Raw genomic sequence first — 20,806 nt, 5'->3', positions numbered from 1 at the left:
TATATCCAGCCTTGCCAAAAGAAACCGCCACCGGCAGCCCCACATAGCCCAGGCCAATTACTGAAAGTGTGTAGTTAGAAGAAAGAGAGGTCATCAGTATTCTCAATTTTTAATAGCTTGAACTCTAGCACTCAAAAAATAAGAAATCAAAAAAATTCAAATTTATACAAGCAATCCTTGTCGTTTCAAGGTTGTCTCAAAATCAGCGGCAGATAGGCTTGCATCTAAGAAAAGGCCTTTCTCAAAAATAACTCGGTTAAGGCCGCTCCCTGGTGCAAGTTTAAAACTTTTTTAATTTTAATGCAACCGGCCTGATGTTCATGCATGAGGTATTGCACCACCTCTAAGTTAGAGAAAAAAATGCCCGTTTCTGAGTTTGCCGCCGCAAAAACTTTCCATGATTATGGGGTTTTCACGGGATATTTTATTTAAGGGAGTTGCGATATATTTTTTACATACTTAGAAAAGATTTTATAATGAAACCGTTGCTCTATCGCTTGAGTTTATTTTTGACACTTTTTTGTTGTGATCAAGCTATTGCTTTACCTTCAAATTTTCCAAGTGATGCCGAGATGGAAGGTCATCTCGTTCAAATGCATCAGGTTTATACAACCCATATGATTCCCTTTTCTAAGGCCTATCATGAACTCAAGAAAAATGGGAAAACACAATACAAACACAGCGCCCTTAAAACACTTTTTGACCAACTACCGAGATGCTCTCACAAAAAACAAAAAACAGGTCATTTACACTATGAATTAGATGATTTCCCCCTACACTTTGGTTTAGGACATATTAATGAAAATGTCGACTCAGGGGCCTTCAAGGGACAGTACGAAATATTACAACCTTTTATGAACTTTCTTTGTAATGATATTTTCTACCTTCCCATGACACCCCGATCAGAACGCACTGCAATAAAGAGAAGAAAAGTGGACGTCATTAACCCTTTTACACCACGGCCTATTCAAGAGCAAATAGCGGTATATAAGCAGTATGTTGAGAATAAAGAACTTTTCGAAGAGAAGATGAAGCACTATCGGGAGTTAATTTAAAAAGAGTTCTTTGAGGAGCTTTACATATTTTCTATAAGTTCGCGGCCGCGAACTTTAATCTTATATAAACCAAGGGGTGGCTATTGAGGTTATTTGCTTTGGGCTCTCTGTTAATCAATGTTTCTTTCTTATTATCCTATTCGCTTAAATGGCTTTTTAATAATCGAAGGGAGTTCGAATCCCGTTTTTGGATTTCTTAGAAATGCTCATCGTTGTAGAACATTTTATCTGAACACCATAACCGGAACATGGCAGGATTTAATCAACTGGGCTGTTGTGCTTCTTAAGAGCATTGTCCTCATGCGTGAATGACTATAAGACCCCATTAATAAAAGATCCATTTCTTTCGCTTCTACATAAGCCTTAATCACGTCATCAACGTGCCCGTCTTTTTCAGTGTGTTTGACAACTTTATAGCCCGCTTCTTCTAATTTTTTGATGGCGGATGCCGTCTCTATGGAAGCCCCCTGATCAACAGTGATGAGATGGCACTCAAGCCCTTTCAACAGATTCGATGTGCAAGTGAACTCAATGGCCTTATTGGCGTTCTCTTTTCCATCATAGGCAATCAAGAATTTGTGAATGGGGCGCATGTAACTCGAAACTAGGAACAAAGGCTTGTGAACACTTCGGGCCACTTTCTCAAGGTTAGAGCCAAGAAATTCTGATTCAGCATTGGCTTGTTCCCCGCGCTTGCCGATAAAGATCATATCTGCGGCGCTTTCAAATTCTTTGATTGTTTCAGATAGGCTGCCGCGCCGGTGGATCGTGTTAATTTTTTGTACATCGGCCTTTCTCAAGGCCTCTGCTGCATGATCTAGAATGAGACGACCCTTTTGCTGATCAAGCTTGGCACGCTCTTGATCGATCTTCACAAGCTCGTCCATAAGATCGCTTCTGGCTCCGATACCAATGGCTCCTGTGTGATCTGTAGACGATGCGTTATAATCAGAATGACGACGCAGAACATGAAGTAAATCTATTTCAGCATCCATGCGCTTTTCTGCCCATGCGGCATGGGTTGTGATGTTATCGGCATAAGCTGAGCCATCTACACATACGAGTAATTTTGTCATTTTATTTTCCTTAATGTTTCAGCAGCAGATCAAGCGCATTTGGCTTATCGTGAATAGCGAGCTTGTCCACGATTGTCGCACTGGCTTCATTCATGCCAATAAGCTCAACTTCTGTTCCCTCGCGTCGGAATTTCATGACAACTTTGTCCAAAGCGCCCACGGCGGATAAATCCCAGAAATGTGCCTGACTGACATCAATGGTAACTTTTTCAACAACTCCTTTAAAGTCAAAAGCATCTGTGAAGTTATCTGCAGATGCAAAAAACACCTGGCCATAAACGGTATAGGTTCTGTGCTGTTTATCGTCTGACAGCGTTGAGGTGATTTCCATCAGGTGGGCCCTTACGGGCAAAGAACAGCGCACTCATCAAAACACCAACGAACACACCAATAGCGAGATCATGGGTCAAGACGACAACAGCCACCGTTACCATCATGACAAGGCTTGAGCTTTTTGGGTGGGTTTTTAAATTTTTAATTGAAGACCAGCTGAATGTTCCGATGGCGACCATGGTCATTACGGCAACAAGCGCGGCCATTGGAATTTGGCGCACCCAATCTCCTAACATCAAAATTAAGAACAGTAAAAACAAGCCAGCAAACAATGTTGATAAACGTCCACGACCCCCGGATTTGATGTTAATAACGGATTGTCCAATCATCGCACATCCAGCCATTCCACCAAAGAAACCAGAGACGATGTTGGCAATACCTTGACCTTTACATTCACGATTTTTATCACTTGGGGTATCCGTTAAGTCATCAATGATTGTGGCGGTCATAAGAGACTCAAGCAAACCAATCGCGGTCAGCGTTAAGGCGTATGGTAAAATAATCGTCAGTGTTTCAAGGTTCAGGGGAATATTAGGCAGCAGGAACATAGGCACTGTGTCGGGTAATTGACCCATATCTCCCACCGTTCTTAAATCTAACCCCAGTGCCATGCTCAGCACTGTGAGCACAACAATGCAGATCAAAGGCGATGGTACGGCTTTGGTAAAACGGGGCAGGATATAAATAATGACCAGCCCCAGGGCAACCATGGCGTACATGATGATGCCCGCCCCCTCGAATTCTGATAATTGTACCAAAAAGATCAAAATAGCGAGCGCGTTCACAAACCCTGTGACAACAGATCGTGATACAAAACGCATGAGACTGCCTAATTTAAATATTCCGGCAATTATTTGAAACACACCCGTCAGGATGGTTGCAGCCAATAAATATTCCAGCCCATGCTCTTTAACAAGTGTTACCATTGCCAAAGCCATTGCACCTGTTGCGGCAGAGATCATGCCTGAACGCCCCCCAACAAAGGCAATTACCACAGCAATACAACATGAAGCATAAAGTCCCACTTTAGGATCAACGCCAGCAATAATTGAAAAGGCAATCGCCTCAGGGATAAGCGCAAGGGCAACAACCGTCCCTGCAAGCAGGTCGTTCTTAATATTGCCTAACCAGTGTATCTTATGTGTTCTAAAGCTGATGCTCGCATTCTTATATGCTCCATTAAGTTCGACTGTTTCAGGGTTTTCTTAAGAGACGACGCTTGATAATAGATGCTTATTCAAGCCTGACATCATTTGATCACGCTAGAAAAGAACTATAATACACGATACCTAGGCTGAAGGTTCGGTATACATTTCCAGCTCCTTCCCAGTTCTGGTGTGCCGCCCGAAGTTCGTTTTAAGTTAATGGCGGAGGGAGAGGGATTCGAACCCTCGATACAGCGTTAACCGTATACACACTTTCCAGGCGTGCGCCTTCAACCGCTCGGCCACCCCTCCAATAGAGAAAGTTGAAATCAATCTAGGGAATTAAAACATAAAAATCCATGTTTTTTTTATTTATAAATGCGCTTGCTGGAAAAGTGAGCTGAGCTAGATTTTCTTGAATTCAAGCCTGATCTCACATATGCTGAATAAGTTATAGCTTAATCAGGAAGGCAAAACTCATGAGATCACTGGTTTTATTGGCTGCTCTCTTGCTTTTTATTGCACCAGATCTCTCTGCTGAAATGGTTATTAATACCGTGACTCTTTCTGGATCAGATGAGAAAACATACTTCATTCTTGAGAGCAATCAGAAGAAACCATTAAAAGTTAAGACGGAAGATACTCAAGGCATTAAGGTTGAGCTCCCGGAAGATGTGAGTTGGCGGGCACCTCTTTCTAACGCGGCTGCTCAGGGCTTGGTTGAAGGCTATCGGATGGAATCCGGGGTATCGTTGTTGATTTTACGTCTGAAGCGCATGTTAAAGAGGTTATTTACAGGCAGCATAAGGGCATTGTTGAAACCATCCTTATCATTGTGCCAGGGCCAGCTGAACAAAGTATGAAGCAAACGGATCTGACAATATCAGCTGATGCACCGCCTCAGGCAGAACAAGAAGAGCCTAAGCTCCCTTCTAAATTTGTTCAAAAAAGAACCATTCCACAAACTGTTAAACGTGTGGATTTAGATTACGATGATCAAACCATTAAAATTGCCATTACTTTATCGCAGCCGGAACGTCTTAAGGTTGTTGAAAATGAACGCACGCATCAGTTCTCCATCCAACTTCCAAAAGTGAATTGGCAAACGGTTGATATTGACCCTGAACTTGAGCAAATCGCCAGCAGTTATTTTGTCGATCAATCCCATCCAAAATGGACAACGCTGGTTATTTCCATGGATCGAGATCTCACCATCTTAAAGCGCGAGGTCATCAATAATCCGGGACAAAACCCTCTCTTTGTTTTGTATCTGGGTCAAATACAGGGATGAATAGCATCAGGACAGCTTCAAACGACCCTTCAGCGATCCACCTAGGGGCGGACCTTAAAGAGGAAGCGGAAAAAGAAGACCCCCTTGAGCAACACATGCATTATGCAAACTCTGAAAAAACAATTATTCAAAAGAATCCTTTTTCTTCTCAAACAGAAAAGCCAAAGAATCCTTTTTCTTTTCAAACAGAAAAGCCGTTGTATCTTAAGAAAACAGCCCGCTATAAAAAAGGAACAACCAACTATACGGATATTTCTCGAGGGCCGTATATGGCCATTACTTCAGGATTCGCCTCGGGCCAGTCTGGGTTGGTCATGAGTGCTCCAAACACTACCACAGCCCAGCAGCCTGGCTTAAATGGCTTTAATTATGGCTTTATTGTTGGGTATGGTGAAAACATTGATAAATTTTATGTCGGTCTAGAGCTCTTCTTTGATATGAACCGTCAGTCTGGCACCTCCAGTGGTACCGATGCTGCTTTAGGCGCTTTTAAAACAACCACAGTTTTAAAATATAGCTACGGTGCGGCGCTTCGCCTGGGGATGTATGCAGGCCCTGAGTCTATGGTTTACATGCGTCTTGGAGGAATTGGGAGCAAATTTCGCCATAAATCCACCGACACAGCCGGGGGGAGAATGGCTTTTGCGGGAAGTGCCACACAGGGAATGTCTGGGTTTCTGTATGGCTTTGGTATGGAAACCGCTCTTGATAATCACTTCAGCGTTCGGATGGATTATGACCGGCTGACGTATCAAAGCTTTAGTAAAAACTTAACCAATCAGCTGGGCGCTAGTTCTGGCAAGTTTTCACCGCGCATGGATCGTTATACTCTTGCCTTAAGTTATAAATTTAATGACAGTGTTGGACCCAATAGCCCCACAGGTATTTATCAAATTCCAGCTGGTTTTTATCTTGGGACCGGTTTGGACATGTCTAACACATCCCTCAATCATTCCATTACAGCGCCAACGCTTTCTTGGGGTATGAAATCAACCACGCTCACGCCCATGTGGATGATGCACATGGGGTATGGCATTCAACACGGACGTTATTATTATGGTATGGAACTCTCAACAACGTTGGGAACAAAATACATCAAGGAAACGCTTAATGATCAAGTGAACAATGCCATTCAAACAGCTAATTCACGTTTCCAACCCACAGCGGGGCTGTTCCTGAGGGGAGGCTACACCTTTGGTCATGGCAATATGGTTTACTTAAAGTCTGGCATGATCCTCTCAGGCTTTCACCGTGAAAGCCAAGTTCAAGGAACGGCCCGTCTTGCAGGAAATGTTCAGGGCAAAAAAACATTGACCGGTGTTGGTATTGGGGGTGGACTCGAGACCTTTGTCAGCCAAAATGTCAGCATACGAAACGAAGTCATGCATGAAATATACAAAAAATTCAAACTCCATTCAGCGGGTGTTCAAGAACACTTTTCGCCCAGCTTGATGCGCTATCAATTATACATGAATTATACGTTTTGATCCTAGCTATGTTAGTTGTAATAAATAATGACTAAACTCTATTTCATAGGTGGTGCAAGTGGCAGTGGCAAAACTTCTATTATGGAAGAACTGCAGTTGCTCTTGGGCCTGGACATCAATGTTTATGATTTTGATGACATAGGTGTTCCTGACGGGGCGGATAAAAAATGGCGTCAAGAAACCACAGAAAAATGGCTGAAAAAATTACTCGATACGGGCAAAGATTCCTGCTTGCTTGGACAAGTTGTTTTGGGAGAGATTCTTGCCTGCCCTTCAGCTGTAAGGTTAGAAGGCATCTTTTTTTGTTTGCTCGATGTTCATGACTCTGAACGTATTCAGCGCTTGCAAAAACGCAATCCAAATGATGCTGATTAAAGCATGTTAAATTGGGCTTCTTGGCTTCGCATGCATCAACAAGATCCCCAGTGGGCGCAACATGTAATTAAAGAAGAGGCTTGGGAGGGGATGGATTTTTCTATCTGGGACAAAGAATCAACATGGCCTGAAAAAGTTAAACTGAAAGAGATCGATACAACAAACAACCATATAAAGAAAGTTAGTGAGCACGTTGCCCACTGGATCCAAGGCCTAAGAGGAGAGACTTAAGGGAGAGATGATTATGAAAAGTGAAGAGCTAGGATTACCCATATTTTATCAACAATATCCTGAGTATTTTGATACGCCATCTAATATTTATTATACAAATGAAAAAAATGCAGTAATAGAAAAATTACTAAATACGTATGGTGTCAGAACTGTTTTGGATATGGCTTGTGGCACTGGCGCTCAAGTATTATATCTAGCAAAATTAGGATATGAGATTTCTGGATCAGATTTCAGTCCTGGCTTATTAGAAATAGCTCGGGAGAAAGCTTTAGAGCAAGGCACGAATGCTCAGTTTATTAATGGCGATATGCGCACATTACAGATGGGTAAGTTTGATGCGGTGATCACCATTGATAATGCAATAGGCCACCTTGTCAAAGGTGATTTTGGATTAGCTATCAGAAATATACATAAAAATCTGAAGCAAGATGGAATATATATTTTTGATATTCTTAATCTAGATGAGATGACTGACGAAGTTGTGAAATCTGACAGTGAAAGAATGACCGACAGAAGAGTAACGAGTGATGGAACCATAATTGATAATACAAGATATTCTACAATCGATAGAAATAATGGTCATCTCACATCAGAAAATAATTTTACTATTCAAAAAGGCGGCGAACAAAAGAAAGTTAAAAATAAATGTACCTTGCAAATTTATACTATGGATGAGTTGAGAAATATCCTTTCTAAAAATGGCTTTCAGCTGATTGAACAGTATAAAATGAATGCATACACTTTTCAAAAAGATGATCTTGGCTACAGCATCATGACCGTTGCTCAAAAGGTTTAGTATCGTGTGTGCGGTGATCTACTGAGATTCTTGAGGCATTCAAGTAATAATTTTTCAAAAATAATTTTATCATCATGGCTAATGGTTGACATCATTTTACTCTCGACGTCTCTAATAAGGCGATGAGCTTTTTGAACAGCTTCAAGCCCTTTCTCTGAAAGGTTTGTAAAAATAACTCTTCCATGATTTGGACTCTTTTCTCGCTTTATAAGACCGCGCTGCTCTAATTTTGCAACTATGCCATGCATGGTTTGTGCCGTAATGAAAGATCGTCGAGCAAGCTCCGCATTTGAAATTCCAGGCTCAAGCTCAAGTTGAGCAAGAACGGCATATTGAGGTGTTGTAAGATTGATCTCTTTTAAAGCTTCATCCATTTGAAGTCGTAATGCGTGCTGCGTTTTCTTAAGAGTATAACCCAGCGAACTAGATGTTTTTTTAGCAATTGACATATCAGCTTCCTTATACTAGTTTGTCGGCATGCTTATAATATATTGAGGTATACACATGAACGCAACTCCATTTAAAGATAAAACAAATTTAGAAAGAGTCATAGGTTACTATGATGCCATGATTGCCAAAGATTTTGAAACGATGGGAAGCTATCTCCATGATGAAGTTGAATTCATAGGCCCTCTTGCGGAAAGGAAGGGTAAGGCTTCCCTTATTGCAGCTGCTGAGAATTTAAGTCAAATATTAGACAAGATAGAGATACGATCTAGGTTTGAAAACGATAATCAAGTTATGTTGGCCTATGATTTTTTGTTTCCGAGTCTTAATTTAAATTTGCGATCAGCTGGCATGATAAATTTTAAAAAAGGTCTAATCATAAGAATAGAGGTATTTTATGATGGCAGGCCCTTTCAACAAAAGCAGGAAGAAATATTTACAGATCAATCTTAGTTTGTGCATCTCTGAGACCACCTTGTAAACGCTTTAGATTTTAATGATTTTACGTTAGACTTAAGTGCGTATAAATCTGATTAAGACATTCAAATGGAAACACTTCACTACAAATCACCTCTTGGTTGGATGCAGATGCATCTGAATGAGAATAGCCTAAACAATTGCATTTTTGTTGAGGGTGATTCCTTGATAACCCAACAAATGACCCTCTCTACCTTGGGCGAAAAGGTCGTTGGCCAATTGACAGATTTTTTTGAAGGCAAAATACGAAGCTTTGAGCTGCCGTTTTCAGCAAAGGGAACCCCTTTTCAAAAGGAAGTATGGCAGGCTATTTGTTCAATTCCTTATGGACAAACTATGGATTATACAACCCTTGCACACGCTATCGATCGACCTAAGGCCGTTCGCGCGGTTGGCTCTGCTTGCGCTCAGAATCCCTTAGCGATTTTTATTCCTTGTCATCGGGTGATCCATCGTTCTGGATCTGTTGAAGGCTACTTGTGGGGAGATGAGAGGAAAAAATGGCTTTTGGACTTTGAACAAGCCCACTTAAAATATTAGTGAAAATGAGGACGGATAAAATCTCCCAAATAGCCAACCGATCCTCTTTCAAACGCATTGCTATTTTTGGAAGGCCTGGCTCAGGAAAGTCAACCTTTGCATCTCACCTCAGTTTAAAGACCGGCCTACCGTGCTATCATTTGGATAAAATCTTTTTTGGTCCCGGCTGGGTCGAAAGACCATCTGAGGATTTTTTGACAGATCAGCGAGGGTGTGTGAAAAAGAGTGCGTGGATCATCGATGGTAACTCGTTTCGATCCCTGGAAATACGGTATGAAAATGCCGACTTATGCCTTTATTTCGAACTCCCTTTTTGGCTGTGCTGTTATCGGATTTTTAAAAGAATCATTACAAGAGATGGGACCATTGATGATCGGGCAGATCACTGTCCAGAAAGGCTCAATATAAAGCTTTTATGGTATTGTTTGAGTTTGAGAAAAAGGGCGCTTCCTAAGCTTAAAACCCTTAAAGAACTGTATCCCAACGTTTTGATCCTGACAGTCAGATCAAGAAAAGAAGTGAGAGAGCTGTTTACTTACCTTGCAAAAAAAAGCTAAACATCCTCGCCATCAGCAATCAATAAACCTTTGAGTTAATTTATCGTCAGCCATCACTCCACTATTTTATAAGTTTTACGAGGCTTTTAAGTCGATGAAGCTGATTCCTTCTCCGTTTTTGCGACGTATTTGTCTAAACTTGCTTGGGAACAGAGTTCAAGCAGCACCGGGCTTTGGGGTTTAATATTTTGAATGTTCCAATGCGTTTTTGTGCGGATGGCTTCAATGGTATTTTTGGTTGTACCAATGAGTTTAACAATGTACCCCTCTCTCATTGTTGGGTAGTGCTTTAAAAGCCAAGAGATGGCGTTGGGCTTATCTTGGCGGCGGGCAATGGGTGTATACTTTCCCTTTTTGCTTGTGGCACCAGCCATAAGGTTTTTTTGCAGCTTGAGCTGGGCATCTTTGTCTTTGGTGCAACGATCGATTTCTTCTTGAGTCAGTTGACCGTTAATGATGGGGTCTAAACCGATAATCGTCGCAACTTCTTGGTTGGCCAAAGTTTCGACCTCTAATATGTGGAGGTGGCAAAAGTCTGCAATTTGCTTAAATGTAAGGGCTGTATTATCAAGCAACCATACGGCAGTTGCTTTTGGCATGATGGGGGCTGTCATAATCTGTATTTCTCCTGCAAGGTCTCAGTAAATTTTTGTCAATATATTATATATTTAGTCAATTGTCTCCCGCAATTGTTTTGGGATCAACGCCAAAGGAGGTACCAAGCCGTAGCGCTGCTTTAACAAGTTCACTTCCAAGGTCAACATATTTATAGTGTTGTGTGGCTTTTTCCAATGGCACTACCGTAACAGAACTATTGTGCCATGCAACCATACAATCAAATATATTATTGGCAATGCATTCAATGGCTTTTGCGCCAAAGGCTGCGGCCATAAGGCGATCTTGGGATCCAGGACGACCACCCCGTTGAACGTGCCCGAGAGTGGTTGCTCTGATTTCTCCATCAATCACTTTTCCTAACTGCTCACATAAGTAGGGTCCAATGCCCCCATAACGTCTTGCCCCAGAACATTTTTTTGCTGTTTCTGGATCTTCGCCTTTCTGATGAGCTGCTTCTGCAACAACAATGAGAGCAAAAGTACGACCGCCGTCCCGAATGCTTTTAATTTTTTGGGCAATCAGATCCACGTCGTAAGGAATTTCAGGCAAGAGAATAATATCAGCATCTCCAGCAATACCTGTGTGGAGCGCAATATTTCCTGCATCACGGCCCATAACCTCAAGAATCATAACCCGGCTATGGCTGGCTGCTGTGGGCTTCAAGCGATCAAGAGCTTCTGTTGCAACTTCAACGGCTGTTGCAAAGCCGAGGGAATCCGTGAAGCTAATATCATTATCGATGGTCTTGGGAACGCCAACAAAAGGAATGTTTCCTTTTTGACATATTTTTCGCAAGACAGATAAACTGCTATCGCCCCCGCTGGCAACCAAGGCATCTAGACCTAGTTTTTGATATCCCTCAATAAAACGGTCGGCATCTTCAAAAAAGCAGGTTGCAGGGGGAATGGGTTTGTTGAGCGTGCCAAGACATGTACCAGCAACACCCAGAAGTGAATATCCGTATTTGGATCCAAAAATCTCATCAATATTGATTGATTTTATCGGGCGTGTCATCAACCCAGGAATGCCATCTTCAATGCCAATCACGGTCCAATCTTTTTCTTTTGCTGCCAGGTATACAGAGCGAATCAGTGCATTGAGTCCGGCACAATCACCGCCGCTGGTAAGCAAGCCAATTTTTTTAGGCATGCGCGCTTCCTCTCTTCTTGAATTGGTTAGATTATTGTATAGAATGACACCCTAAATCAATAAGCGATTTCTGTGGACATGGAATGTAGAGATAAATTGCGTCAAAAGCTGGATCAACTTGTTGAGGAGCATAAATCTTGTGAGGCAAAATTAGCCCAACAAATGCGTGCTGTTGTGCCGAGCTGCTTTGAAATTCGCTTGTTGAAAAAAAATAAACTAGAGCTCAAAGACCAGATCCAAAGCCTTAAAAATAAAATTAATCCCGACATCATTGCTTAAATATTTTGCTAGATACCTGATATAGACCTTAGGTTGAATGTTATGGAGCGCAAACAAATGATTGACAGCTCGTATAAAAAGGATTAGAGAACTAACAAACAATTTTTTGGAATAAAACATGGCGAACCATAGCGCTACTGAGAAAAGTATTCGTAAAACAGCAACGCGGACACAGCACCGTCGCTCGCTGATGTCTGCGGTTAAAACATCTGTTCGTCAGTTCCAAGAATCATTAGCATCAGGCAACAAAGAGAAGCTTGAAAAGACGCACAAAAATATGCAGTCTCAATTAATGAAAGCTGCAAAAAAGAACTTGATGCACAAAAATACAGTTTCTAGAAAAATTGCACGCCTGACAAAGAAGCTCAAATCATCAGTTTAATCTTTTGTGTTTTCGTGTAGAGTGACGCTATGGACGCGCGCTTTAAACAAAAATACCCTTTACTTCAGGAAATAGCGACAGGTCTTCGCGCCAACCCTTTTGTCATTCTCGTTCTGTTAATGCCTTTTAGCCTGTTCATTGGAAAAAGTGCAACAGATATACTGGTCAGTGCTTCGGCGATTCTTTTTATTTATCAAAGTTGGCGCAAACAAGAGTGGGCTTGGGCCCATCAAAGATGGTTTTTGGCACTTTGGGCGGTGTGGCTCTATATGCTGATCCGCGCGCCGTGGACGGTAGAACCGTTAAGCGCACTCAAAACAGCCACTACCTATGGCCGATATTTCGTTTTTTCCGGGTTGATTTCTTCATTGCCTTTTACTCAAAGATGGGCACGAATTTTACTTTTGTCAGTGTTATACGGAGTTGTTCTATTTATTTGTATAGACACGATGACCCAATATATCTGGGCCGCGAACTTGTTCAATAAAGCTTCAAACTATGGTTCTCGATTGGTGGGGCCCTTTAAGCGGCCCTATGTCGGCGTTTACCTCTCGTGGTTAAGTTTTCCATTAGTCAGTCATCTTTTTCAACAAGTATGTGATCGTACAACTTTAAGACAAAGCATCATTAAACTGGTTATATGTCTCAGTTTTTCTTGCTTGACCCTTATGACGATATATAGCTCCGGTGAAAGAACGGCTCTTTTAGGCACGCTGTTATGTTATGGCTTGATGATATTTTTTGGCCCATCAAAAAAACGCTTTTTGCTTGGCTTGATTGTTTTTGTAAGTTTGATTATAAGCATTCCGGCTGTCAAAATAACGAAGGAGCTTTTAACGAGTAATCATCTTTCAAGCACAGTTAATACACCTACTACACCTACTACAGGGCCAATATGGCAGGTGGTTCTTCAAGAAATTCAGCTTAAAATTACTTCTTCGAAATCTTCTTATCAGACTCGGGGAGGGTATGGTCCGCTCTTCCAAGACGCACTTAGGTTGGCACGAAAAAATATTATTTTTGGTATGGGGCCTAACCAGTTTCAGTATTTATGTCATATTCATCATGATCCAAAACCAGACATAAAAAAATGTGCTTACCGCCATCCACACAATGCATGGTTGACTATTTTTGCCGAGTTAGGCCTGATTGGCGTGACATTATTTGGTGCTTTCTTTTTTACAGTGGCGTGGCGCATTAAGGAAGGCTGGCAACATTTTAAGCGCAATGGGTTTGTCATTGGCCTTCTGTGTGTTTTGATTTATCGATTTTTCCCCCTTGCTGGGGGTATGAGTATTTTTTTAAGCAATAATGCCCACATTCTATGGCTTTTGGCGGGGTGGTTGATGTGTTTTTTGAATAAAGACAGCCAATCCAAGGCCAGTCACTCAATTCCTCAATAACTCTCTTTAGAATTTTTCTAAATTTTATAGATGAAATCCAAGTCCGGCTTTGGTGACCAATTCATGGGGGGGCGCTTTTTAAAACTTAAGTTTGATTTTTTATTAGATGTTTTAATGGCAAGCTTGTAGTCAGCACCAGCAAGCCAGTAAAGCCGATCATTGATAACACTCTCCACACCAATTCCCTGGAACAATATAAGTCACGCCGGTATCTATTTTTGTTTCTTTGTCTGCTTTGAGGGTGATTTGACCAAGGTTATGCTCAAGCCCAAATTTAAAATACCCCAGAAGATCTGGCATGAAAAGGTATCCAAAGCGCAACGCAGCAGAAATGCCAAGCCGAGGTTTGTAGAAAAAGGAATAACTTTGGCCATTGACCAATCCAAGGCCTGCGTTTGTTGTGTTGGCGGTGAGGGTGCCAATAGCTGGATTGGCATTGGCATAAGACACCCCGAGTTCTGCGGAAAAATGTTTGCGCCCATAGGTGTGGCGATGCCCGGCATTGACCGCTACCGAATAGCTACCTTTGGATTGGCTGCGCCCCGCGAGCGTGCCATAATTTTGCCCCGAAAAGTTGCACAGAGGTCGAGTCTTTCAGCTGCGCTTTAGCTGTGCTGTATCCACCTGTTGTGCTTAAATAGTAACCTTCATTCCAGGAGGCTAATACAAGGGAAGGGATACTCGCAATAAACGCACAGATAATTTTTTTTGTCATTTTAGCCTCGCCTGAGTCAACTTAATCATAGCCATTTAACGTATCAAAGGCTAGTGGAGAAATTTTCTATTTTTTAATGAAAAGAAATACATTATCATAATAAAAAAACAGGGAGTTCACGTGTTTAAATCTTTTTCTGCAATTTTTTTATTAACGCTATGTTTTAGTTTTGCTCATGGCGGTGGTGAAGACGATTATGTTCTAATTAATAAAAGTGAAGCTGGCGGCGAACTCACGCAACAGGTCGTAAAAGGGAAGAGGCTGCAAAAAAAAGAAGAGAGTTCGTGGTTGCCAGATCTAGGCGTTATGAAAATGTGCCGTCGATTTTCATCCCTGGCAGCTTTGTGGTCTAATCCTGAAAGCTGCAGCAATGATTCCTCAAAGGTTGCTTTTATTATTGGTTATGGTTTAAAATGTAACTATCCATGGTCCGTTAGAAGACCAACTTTCCCTTGTTTAAGAGCTTATATGGAAGCAGGAAAATCAGATGCAGCTAAGGCAGTGCGAATGTCTTGCCTTAAAGATTCCACGCAAGGAAACGGTGGTAAAATGCTGGACATGGCATTGGAGTGGACTCTTAAAGCAAAAGAAGATCCAAAGAAAGACCAAGAAAAAAAATTATTTATAACTAAAAAAAGATTACACCAGACATTAAAAGAATTTCGTTATTATTCTGCTTTTGTACAGGCAATGAATGTATTGCAAGAAAAGATGGTAAAAAATCCAAAGCTATCTAAAGAGAAACTTTTGGAAACAACTCTCAACAGTAGTAGATTTAAAGAAGTTGACAGAAGCTCTATTAACATCATTAAAAAAATTATCCTTGCTTATGACAGATCTAGAAAAGGATATTTTCTTGATGTTCCTATAAGTCATGCCGCAAAATTTTTCCGTGATATTGTTATAGAAACAGATGAAGGCGCGACTTTAGAGCTTGTTAATCCTAAGATTGTTGCTGATATATATCAAGAGTGGTGGGAGACATACTTCACCAAATTAGAGTACCCTGATCATCCTTATTAATTCTGAAAGAAAACAACGCCTGAATTGAAAGAGGGATTCGCATCCCTCTTTTTTTATGCGTCAGTAAATGTGGACTTTCGGAAAAGGCTTGTAAGAATATGAGTTGCAGCCCCCGCATTATTGACAGGCTCTTTAGCCACACCCTCTTTTGCAAGGGATATTAGGCCAAGATGATGACTTAGAGAAGCCAAACGGAAACGGGGCACCCCGCTTTGTTCTGTGCCTAGCAAATCTCCACTTCCCCGAATTTTTAAATCTTCCTCGGCGATATGAAAACCATCTTCTGATGTTTTCATGACCTTTAGCCGTTGTTGCGTGGTTTGTGACAAGGGTGGTGTATATAGCAAAACGCAATACGATTGATGATGACTTCTGCCGACCCGCCCACGCAGTTGATGCAGCTGACTGAGTCCAAAACGCCCAGCATTCTCAATAACCATCACAGCTGCATCAGGAACATCGACGCCCACTTCAATCACCGTTGTGCTGAGAAGAATTGATGCTTCAGGATCTTCACGAAAAGCTTGCATGGCCTTTTCTTTGTCTCCAGATTTCAATTGACCGTGAACAACATGAATCTTATTCGGAAAGTATTTTTTCAGAGTTGGAAGACGTTCTTCAATGGAGATGACATCGAGTTCTTCGCTCTTTTCAATCAAAGGACATACCCAATAAACTTTAAAACCGGTCGCTATGATTTTATGAATCCATTGATAAAGAGGTTCTAATTTTGTTGTGGGCATTACAAGGGTTTCGATGGGTTGTCGATTTTTGGGTTTTTCAGATAAAGCATAAATATCCATCTGACCATAAAGCGTCATAGCCAAGGTCCGCGGGATGGGTGTTGCACTTAGATAAAGTAGATCGGGCGAGGGGGATAACTTTGTCAGAACTTGTCGTTGTTCGACACCAAAGCGATGCTGTTCATCAATAATAATTAAAGCTAAATCATTAAAACTCACCGTTTCTTGGATAAGTGTGTGGGTGCCAATGATGAAAGAAATATATCCAGATTTTAGTGAATTTTTGATCTGTGTTTTGTTTTTGGTATTAGAGGTGAGAAGATCAACGGCAATTCCTAATTTCTGACAATAAGGTAAAAGTGTTTCATAGTGCTGTTGAGCCAGCAACGTTGTTGGTGCCAATAAAGCCACCTGACCTTTGTTTTCTAGGGCCTTTAAAGCGGTTAGAAAGGCAACAATGGTTTTTCCCGAGCCAACGTCCCCCATCAGCAGGGCGCGCATCACTTCGTCTGACTGAAGAGATGCGTCAAGATTTTGAAGAACGTCGCGCTGCCCTTGCGTCAGTTGATAAGGCAAAAGTTCTTCGGCTTGTTGACGAAGAGAGGGAGAGGCATTTTGATAAAATCTTTGGCGTTTGTTTGAAGATATATATGTTTGGGTAAGACAAAGTTGATAGTGATAAAGCTCATCAAAGCCTAGACGCATCCGCGCTGGTGAATCAGGGCTGAGATCCTCCAGTATTTTTGGACTATGCACCTGTTTTAGGGCCTGGGTAAAAGAAGGCCAATGATGCTGGGTAAGGACATCTTTAGGAATCCATTCAGGAAGGCTGGGTATACATTTTAATATTTCTTGTATAAGTGCTCGATAGCGGGCTTGCCCAACGGCTTGAACGGAGCGATAAAGCGGCACACTCCCAACCCATTTGTTTTTTTGGCTTGGAGCCCCCACAAAATCAGGATGAATGATTTGCTTTTGGCCGTGAAAGACATCAATCTTACCGCTGATTAATTTTTTGTGGCCAACGGTATATAAACGTTTTAACCACTGAGCATTGGTGTTGAAATAAACCAACGCCATGGTTTCATGGCCATCTGATGCCCAAATAGTTGTTCGCTGGGGTGTTTTTTGAATATCAACAATTTCTACGATGATCGTCACGCGGGTGCCTGAGATACAGGTTGATAAGTGGGAGTGTTCATACCTTGTTTCAAGGGCATAAGGAAGATGAAACAAAAGATCAATCGGATGGACGCCAATTGTTTGCTCGATCTTTTTTTGTCTTTGAGGGCCAATTCCTAAGAAAGAGCTGAGAGATTTAAAAAAGGGGTGTAAAATTTCAGGGCGCATCGTGTATGTTACAGTCATTGGATCATAGTATAGCGCATGAAGACCATTCATAAAAAACTTCTTTATCAAAGCTGCTACATAGGGAGCAAAGAAAACGATCTGATTTTTGGAGGGTTTGCAAAAAGATACTTGCAAGTACTGACACAAAAGGAACTTGAGCTCTACCAAGATTTGTTAAGCCATAGCGATGGAGATTTATACAGGTGGGTTACGCGCGCACAACCTTTTCCCCATAAATATCAAGGCAGATTAAGCCAGCTTCTTATCGAATATAGCCTTGAAATAGGCGTTAGTTGATTTCTGCGTTGGGATCTTTAATCACTTTGTGGGCAAAGATTGTATAAACCACTGGAATCACATAAAGAGTAAACAAGGTTCCAATGATCATCCCCCCAAAAATGGTCCAACCCAATTGATGGCGGCTATAAGCACCGGCCCCGACTGCCCATAAGAAGGGAAGCGCCCCCAACGCCATGGCAAGTGTTGTCATGAGGATGGGCCGCAAGCGAAGAAGGGAGGCTTTATGAGCGGCTTCGGCCATGGTGAGGCCTTGCAGACGTAATTTATTGGCAAAGTCAACGATCAAGATCCCGTGTTTGGTGATCAATCCAATTAATGTTACTAGGCCAATTTGCGTATAAACATTAAGTGTCCCGCCTGTTAATTTGAGGGTTAGGATAGCGCCTGCAAGAGAGAGAGGCACCGTGAACATAATGATAAAGGGATCCGTGAAGCTCTCAAATTGCGCGGACATAATAAGGTAAATAAAGACGATCGCCAGACCAAAAATCAAAACCATTGAACTATTGGACTCGAGAAGATCTTTTGTTGTTCCGGAAAACTCGTAGCTGACATCTTTGGGCAAGTTTTTATCGGAAATTTCGGTAAGAACCTTGATGCCATCACCAAGGGTATAGCCAGGATTGATCATACATGTCAGTTTAATGGCTTTAAGTTGATTGTAACGCATGATTTCTCGGGGGCTGTTTTCTTGTTTGAAAATAACCAGATTTGAAAGGGGAATCATCTTTTTATCTTGGCCACGGACATAGATTTCTCGGAGGTCTTCGACGGACATTTTGCGTTCCATAGGGACGCCTACTTTAACTTTGAACTGATCCTCATTTCGTTTGAAGGTGGTTATTTTTCGGCCTGAGACAAAAATATCCAGCGTTTCTGCAATGGATTGAATATCAACATTCAACGCTGCTGCTTTGTTGCGATCAATATCAACCTTATATTCGCTGACATCTCCACCAACTTCGTACCATACTGTTGAAAACACACCGCTGTTTTCAGCCAAATTTTTAATGATAGCGCTTGCTGGCCCAAGTTTGCTGGCTTCTTTGGAGGTTTGGATGATAAAGGCAATGCGGTCCGAAGAGCCCCCACCGATAAACGATCCTCCGGGGTGAACACCCACACTCCCCAATCCTGGTGCTGTTTCTAGTTCGATTTTCTCTTTAACATCTTTGACAATTTGTAACGAACTTTTCTTTCGTTCACTCCATGGTTTTAAGATATTCCAGGTATAAATCTTATCTAAACCGATCATTGCTAGACGATTGGCAACTTCAGGAATGTCTCTAAAGACTTCTTCAACTTGATCGACCTGTTTTGTGATGTACTCAACCGTTGCACCGACGGGCGGAAAACCATAGGAAAAGACAACGCCAATATCTTCACGAGGTGCCATCTCTTTTTTGAGGCCATCAAAAGCAACGATTGCGCCCAATAAAGAGAATGCTCCGCCAAAAAAGAAAATAATAAAACGATGTTTGAGGGCCCAAACCAGGGAGTGACCGTAGTGCGCCTCAATGCGGTTGTAAACCTTATCAAAAGGTGTGAGACCCCCATGGGGTTTAAGCAGGCGGGCACACATCATGGGGGAGAGGGTCAATGCAACCAGACCTGAAATAATAACCGAGCCTGCCAATGTAAGGGCAAACTCTGTAAACAATTTACCAACAACACCCTGAGAGAGACTGATTGGCGCATAAACCGCTGCAAGGGTCAACGTCATGGCAATAATGGCAAAGCTGATTTCTTTACTTCCCTTGATGGCGGCTTGCATCGGGCTTAGGCCTTCTTCAATATAGCGATATATATTTTCCAGCATCACAATGGCATCATCCACCACAAGGCCAATCGCCAAAACAATCGCTAAGAGGGTGAGGGTGTTGATGGAAAATCCTAGAATATAAAGAAGCGTAAACACAGATATTAAGGAAACTGGAATGGTGACTAATGGTATCAGCGTTGCGCGGCCAGACCATAGGAAGAGGAGGATAACCGCTAAAACGCAGAGCGTTGCTTCATAAAGCGTTTTGTAAACTTCATTGATGGACTGCTTGATGAAGAAGGTTTTGTCGTAGGCGATTTGAATATCGTAGTCATTAGGAAGGGTTTTTCGGATTTTTGGAAGAATGCTCTCAAGCGCTTTTGAAATTTCAACAGGGTTGGCAATCGATTTCCTTTTAATACCAATTAAGATAGCGGGTTTATCGTTGAAGTAAGCGGCATCCCGGGCTTCATCTGCGCTAAATTCAATATCAGCAATATCATTTATTTTGATGGGATATCCCTTGTGATTGGCGACAACAACCTCACCAAAGGCTTCAGGGCTTTCAAGTTTAGCGGCCGTATTGACGTTGTATTCTCGATCGTCACCCTTTACACGCCCTGCAGGCATATGAATATTTTGACGCTTAAGCGCGCCCGAAACATCTTGAGCTGTTACATTGAAAGCTGACATCTTTTGACTATCAATCCATACGTGGAGAACAAAGTCGGCCGCGCCAGAGATTTCAACTTCTGATACCCCGGGAAGGGATTCTAAATCAGACTTGATATTCTTATCGGCATAACTAAACAAATCCACAACTTTTTGAGTGTTGGATGAGAGGGCAAGATAAATAATAGGGGCGGATTCAGACTCTGTCTTTCGAATGGTTGGATTTTTAGCCCCGTCAGGAAGTTGGGCCCGCACTCTAGATATTTTGTCTCGAACATCATTGGCAGCATCGTCGAGGCCACGTGTGACTTTGAAATGAAGATCAATAAAACTTCCTTCGGTCTGGCTTCGTGATTGAATAAAGTCAAGCCCCTCAATCCCTGCCAAAGCAGATTCAAGTGGCCTTGTAATAAGGCTTTCAATAATTTGCGGGCTCGCCCCTTCATATCCTGTTTGAACACTGACTACAGGCCTATCGTACGCAGGATATTGTCTTACGGGTAGGTACGAAAAACTTACACTGCCAACGATAACCATAATCAAGCTTATGACAATGGAGAGGACTGGACGACGGATGCAAAGTTCAGTTAATGACAAGAC

Annotated in this window: 23 protein-coding genes, 1 tRNA gene and 1 pseudogene; 15 read left to right on the top strand and 10 right to left on the bottom strand. The window is 41.9% G+C overall.

Annotation, left to right across the window (positions count from 1 at the left end):
• Nucleotides 1-476 precede the first annotated feature (476 nt).
• Nucleotides 477-1,055 carry a hypothetical protein gene (locus C0582_04540; protein PLX29797.1) on the top strand — a complete coding sequence of 193 codons (579 nt, stop codon included), beginning with the start codon at nucleotides 477-479 and terminating at the stop codon, nucleotides 1,053-1,055.
• 224 nt (nucleotides 1,056-1,279) lie between these two features.
• Here C0582_04540 and C0582_04535 read toward each other — a convergent pair whose 3' ends face one another.
• The 3 genes and pseudogenes from C0582_04535 to C0582_04525 form a co-directional block, all read right to left on the bottom strand.
• Nucleotides 1,280-2,131: a universal stress protein UspA gene (locus C0582_04535; protein PLX29796.1), complete on the bottom strand. Its 852-nt coding sequence runs from the start codon at nucleotides 2,129-2,131 to the stop codon at nucleotides 1,280-1,282.
• Nucleotides 2,132-2,141: 10 nt separating this feature from the next.
• Nucleotides 2,142-3,600 (bottom strand): annotated as a pseudogene (locus C0582_04530) (sodium-independent anion transporter).
• Between the two features lie 229 nt (nucleotides 3,601-3,829).
• Nucleotides 3,830-3,921 (bottom strand) — tRNA-Ser (locus tag C0582_04525).
• Nucleotides 3,922-4,088: 167 nt separating this feature from the next.
• On the opposite strand from C0582_04525, the gene C0582_04520 reads away from it, so the two are divergent.
• From C0582_04520 to C0582_04495, 6 genes are read left to right on the top strand one after another with little or no spacing between them, the layout of a single operon-like run.
• Entirely contained in the window at nucleotides 4,089-4,472 is a 384-nt protein-coding gene (locus C0582_04520; GenBank protein PLX29795.1) for a hypothetical protein, read from the top strand.
• Nucleotides 4,469-4,900, top strand: coding sequence for a hypothetical protein (locus C0582_04515; protein ID PLX29794.1), 432 nt, complete (start codon nucleotides 4,469-4,471; stop codon nucleotides 4,898-4,900). The genes C0582_04520 and C0582_04515 overlap by 4 nt, the downstream gene beginning before the upstream one ends.
• Nucleotides 4,897-6,387 (top strand): hypothetical protein, encoded by a 1,491-nt coding sequence (locus tag C0582_04510; GenBank protein PLX29793.1) that lies wholly within the window; start codon nucleotides 4,897-4,899, stop codon nucleotides 6,385-6,387. Before C0582_04515 ends, C0582_04510 begins: the two co-directional genes overlap by 4 nt.
• A gap of 27 nt (nucleotides 6,388-6,414) precedes the next feature.
• Nucleotides 6,415-6,762: a hypothetical protein gene (locus C0582_04505; protein ID PLX29792.1), complete on the top strand. Its 348-nt coding sequence runs from the start codon at nucleotides 6,415-6,417 to the stop codon at nucleotides 6,760-6,762.
• Between the two features lie 3 nt (nucleotides 6,763-6,765).
• A complete protein-coding gene (locus tag C0582_04500) occupies nucleotides 6,766-6,993 on the top strand; it encodes a hypothetical protein (protein PLX29791.1) in 228 nt (75 codons plus the stop codon).
• Nucleotides 6,994-7,000: 7 nt separating this feature from the next.
• Nucleotides 7,001-7,789 (top strand): hypothetical protein, encoded by a 789-nt coding sequence (locus C0582_04495; GenBank protein PLX29790.1) that lies wholly within the window; start codon nucleotides 7,001-7,003, stop codon nucleotides 7,787-7,789.
• On the opposite strand, the gene C0582_04490 is transcribed toward C0582_04495, so the two are convergent.
• The gene (locus tag C0582_04490; protein PLX29789.1) at nucleotides 7,786-8,238 is read right to left on the bottom strand and encodes a MarR family transcriptional regulator; all 453 of its coding nucleotides are present in this window, start codon (nucleotides 8,236-8,238) and stop codon (nucleotides 7,786-7,788) included. The two genes, C0582_04495 and C0582_04490, sit on opposite strands and share 4 nt — an antisense overlap.
• Before the next feature lie 55 nt (nucleotides 8,239-8,293).
• Here C0582_04490 and C0582_04485 point away from each other — a divergent pair, with 55 nt between their 5' ends.
• The 3 genes from C0582_04485 to C0582_04475 all read left to right on the top strand — a co-directional run bounded on the left by C0582_04485 (nucleotide 8,294) and on the right by C0582_04475 (nucleotide 9,810).
• Entirely contained in the window at nucleotides 8,294-8,689 is a 396-nt protein-coding gene (locus C0582_04485; GenBank protein ID PLX29788.1) for a hypothetical protein, read from the top strand.
• Nucleotides 8,690-8,782: 93 nt separating this feature from the next.
• On the top strand, nucleotides 8,783-9,253 hold the full coding sequence (locus tag C0582_04480; GenBank protein ID PLX29787.1) for a cysteine methyltransferase: 471 nt from the start codon (nucleotides 8,783-8,785) through the stop codon (nucleotides 9,251-9,253).
• 5 nt (nucleotides 9,254-9,258) lie between these two features.
• Entirely contained in the window at nucleotides 9,259-9,810 is a 552-nt protein-coding gene (locus C0582_04475; protein PLX29786.1) for a DNA topology modulation protein, read from the top strand.
• Between the two features lie 86 nt (nucleotides 9,811-9,896).
• Here the strand turns inward: C0582_04475 and C0582_04470 are convergent, their stop codons facing one another.
• Together C0582_04470 and C0582_04465 are read right to left on the bottom strand one after the other, a co-directional pair.
• A complete protein-coding gene (locus C0582_04470) occupies nucleotides 9,897-10,424 on the bottom strand; it encodes a DUF1013 domain-containing protein (protein PLX29785.1) in 528 nt (175 codons plus the stop codon).
• Nucleotides 10,425-10,482: 58 nt separating this feature from the next.
• Nucleotides 10,483-11,577, bottom strand: a complete 1,095-nt coding sequence (locus C0582_04465) for a 6-phosphofructokinase (GenBank protein ID PLX29784.1) — start codon at nucleotides 11,575-11,577, stop codon at nucleotides 10,483-10,485.
• Nucleotides 11,578-11,655: 78 nt separating this feature from the next.
• On the opposite strand from C0582_04465, the gene C0582_04460 reads away from it, so the two are divergent.
• From C0582_04460 to C0582_04450, 3 genes are all read left to right on the top strand, one after another.
• The gene (locus C0582_04460; GenBank protein ID PLX29783.1) at nucleotides 11,656-11,856 is read left to right on the top strand and encodes a hypothetical protein; all 201 of its coding nucleotides are present in this window, start codon (nucleotides 11,656-11,658) and stop codon (nucleotides 11,854-11,856) included.
• 118 nt (nucleotides 11,857-11,974) lie between these two features.
• Nucleotides 11,975-12,238 (top strand): 30S ribosomal protein S20, encoded by a 264-nt coding sequence (locus C0582_04455; GenBank protein PLX29782.1) that lies wholly within the window; start codon nucleotides 11,975-11,977, stop codon nucleotides 12,236-12,238.
• Between the two features lie 29 nt (nucleotides 12,239-12,267).
• A complete protein-coding gene (locus C0582_04450; protein ID PLX29781.1) occupies nucleotides 12,268-13,641 on the top strand; it encodes a hypothetical protein in 1,374 nt (457 codons plus the stop codon).
• A 156-nt stretch (nucleotides 13,642-13,797) separates the two neighbouring features.
• Here the strand turns inward: C0582_04450 and C0582_04445 are convergent, their stop codons facing one another.
• Nucleotides 13,798-14,091 (bottom strand): hypothetical protein, encoded by a 294-nt coding sequence (locus tag C0582_04445; GenBank protein ID PLX29780.1) that lies wholly within the window; start codon nucleotides 14,089-14,091, stop codon nucleotides 13,798-13,800.
• 70 nt (nucleotides 14,092-14,161) lie between these two features.
• Nucleotides 14,162-14,356 carry a hypothetical protein gene (locus tag C0582_04440; GenBank protein ID PLX29779.1) on the bottom strand — a complete coding sequence of 65 codons (195 nt, stop codon included), beginning with the start codon at nucleotides 14,354-14,356 and terminating at the stop codon, nucleotides 14,162-14,164.
• Between the two features lie 120 nt (nucleotides 14,357-14,476).
• Here C0582_04440 and C0582_04435 point away from each other — a divergent pair, with 120 nt between their 5' ends.
• Entirely contained in the window at nucleotides 14,477-15,379 is a 903-nt protein-coding gene (locus C0582_04435) for a hypothetical protein (GenBank protein PLX29778.1), read from the top strand.
• Between the two features lie 53 nt (nucleotides 15,380-15,432).
• Here the strand turns inward: C0582_04435 and C0582_04430 are convergent, their stop codons facing one another.
• Nucleotides 15,433-17,607, bottom strand: coding sequence for an ATP-dependent DNA helicase RecG (locus tag C0582_04430; protein PLX29777.1), 2,175 nt, complete (start codon nucleotides 17,605-17,607; stop codon nucleotides 15,433-15,435).
• Between C0582_04430 and C0582_04425 the strand changes: the two genes are divergently transcribed.
• Nucleotides 17,509-17,769: a hypothetical protein gene (locus C0582_04425; GenBank protein PLX29776.1), complete on the top strand. Its 261-nt coding sequence runs from the start codon at nucleotides 17,509-17,511 to the stop codon at nucleotides 17,767-17,769. The two genes, C0582_04430 and C0582_04425, sit on opposite strands and share 99 nt — an antisense overlap.
• On the opposite strand, the gene C0582_04420 is transcribed toward C0582_04425, so the two are convergent.
• Entirely contained in the window at nucleotides 17,762-20,803 is a 3,042-nt protein-coding gene (locus C0582_04420; protein ID PLX29775.1) for a multidrug transporter AcrB, read from the bottom strand. The genes C0582_04425 and C0582_04420 overlap by 8 nt on opposite strands.
• Nucleotides 20,804-20,806 lie beyond the last annotated feature (3 nt).

Source organism: Alphaproteobacteria bacterium, assembly GCA_002869105.1.
Taxonomy (GTDB): Bacteria; Pseudomonadota; Alphaproteobacteria; order UBA7879; family UBA7879; genus UBA7879.
The sequence above is the reverse complement of the archived record's forward strand: the minus strand, read 5'-3'. Positions and strand labels throughout refer to the sequence as shown.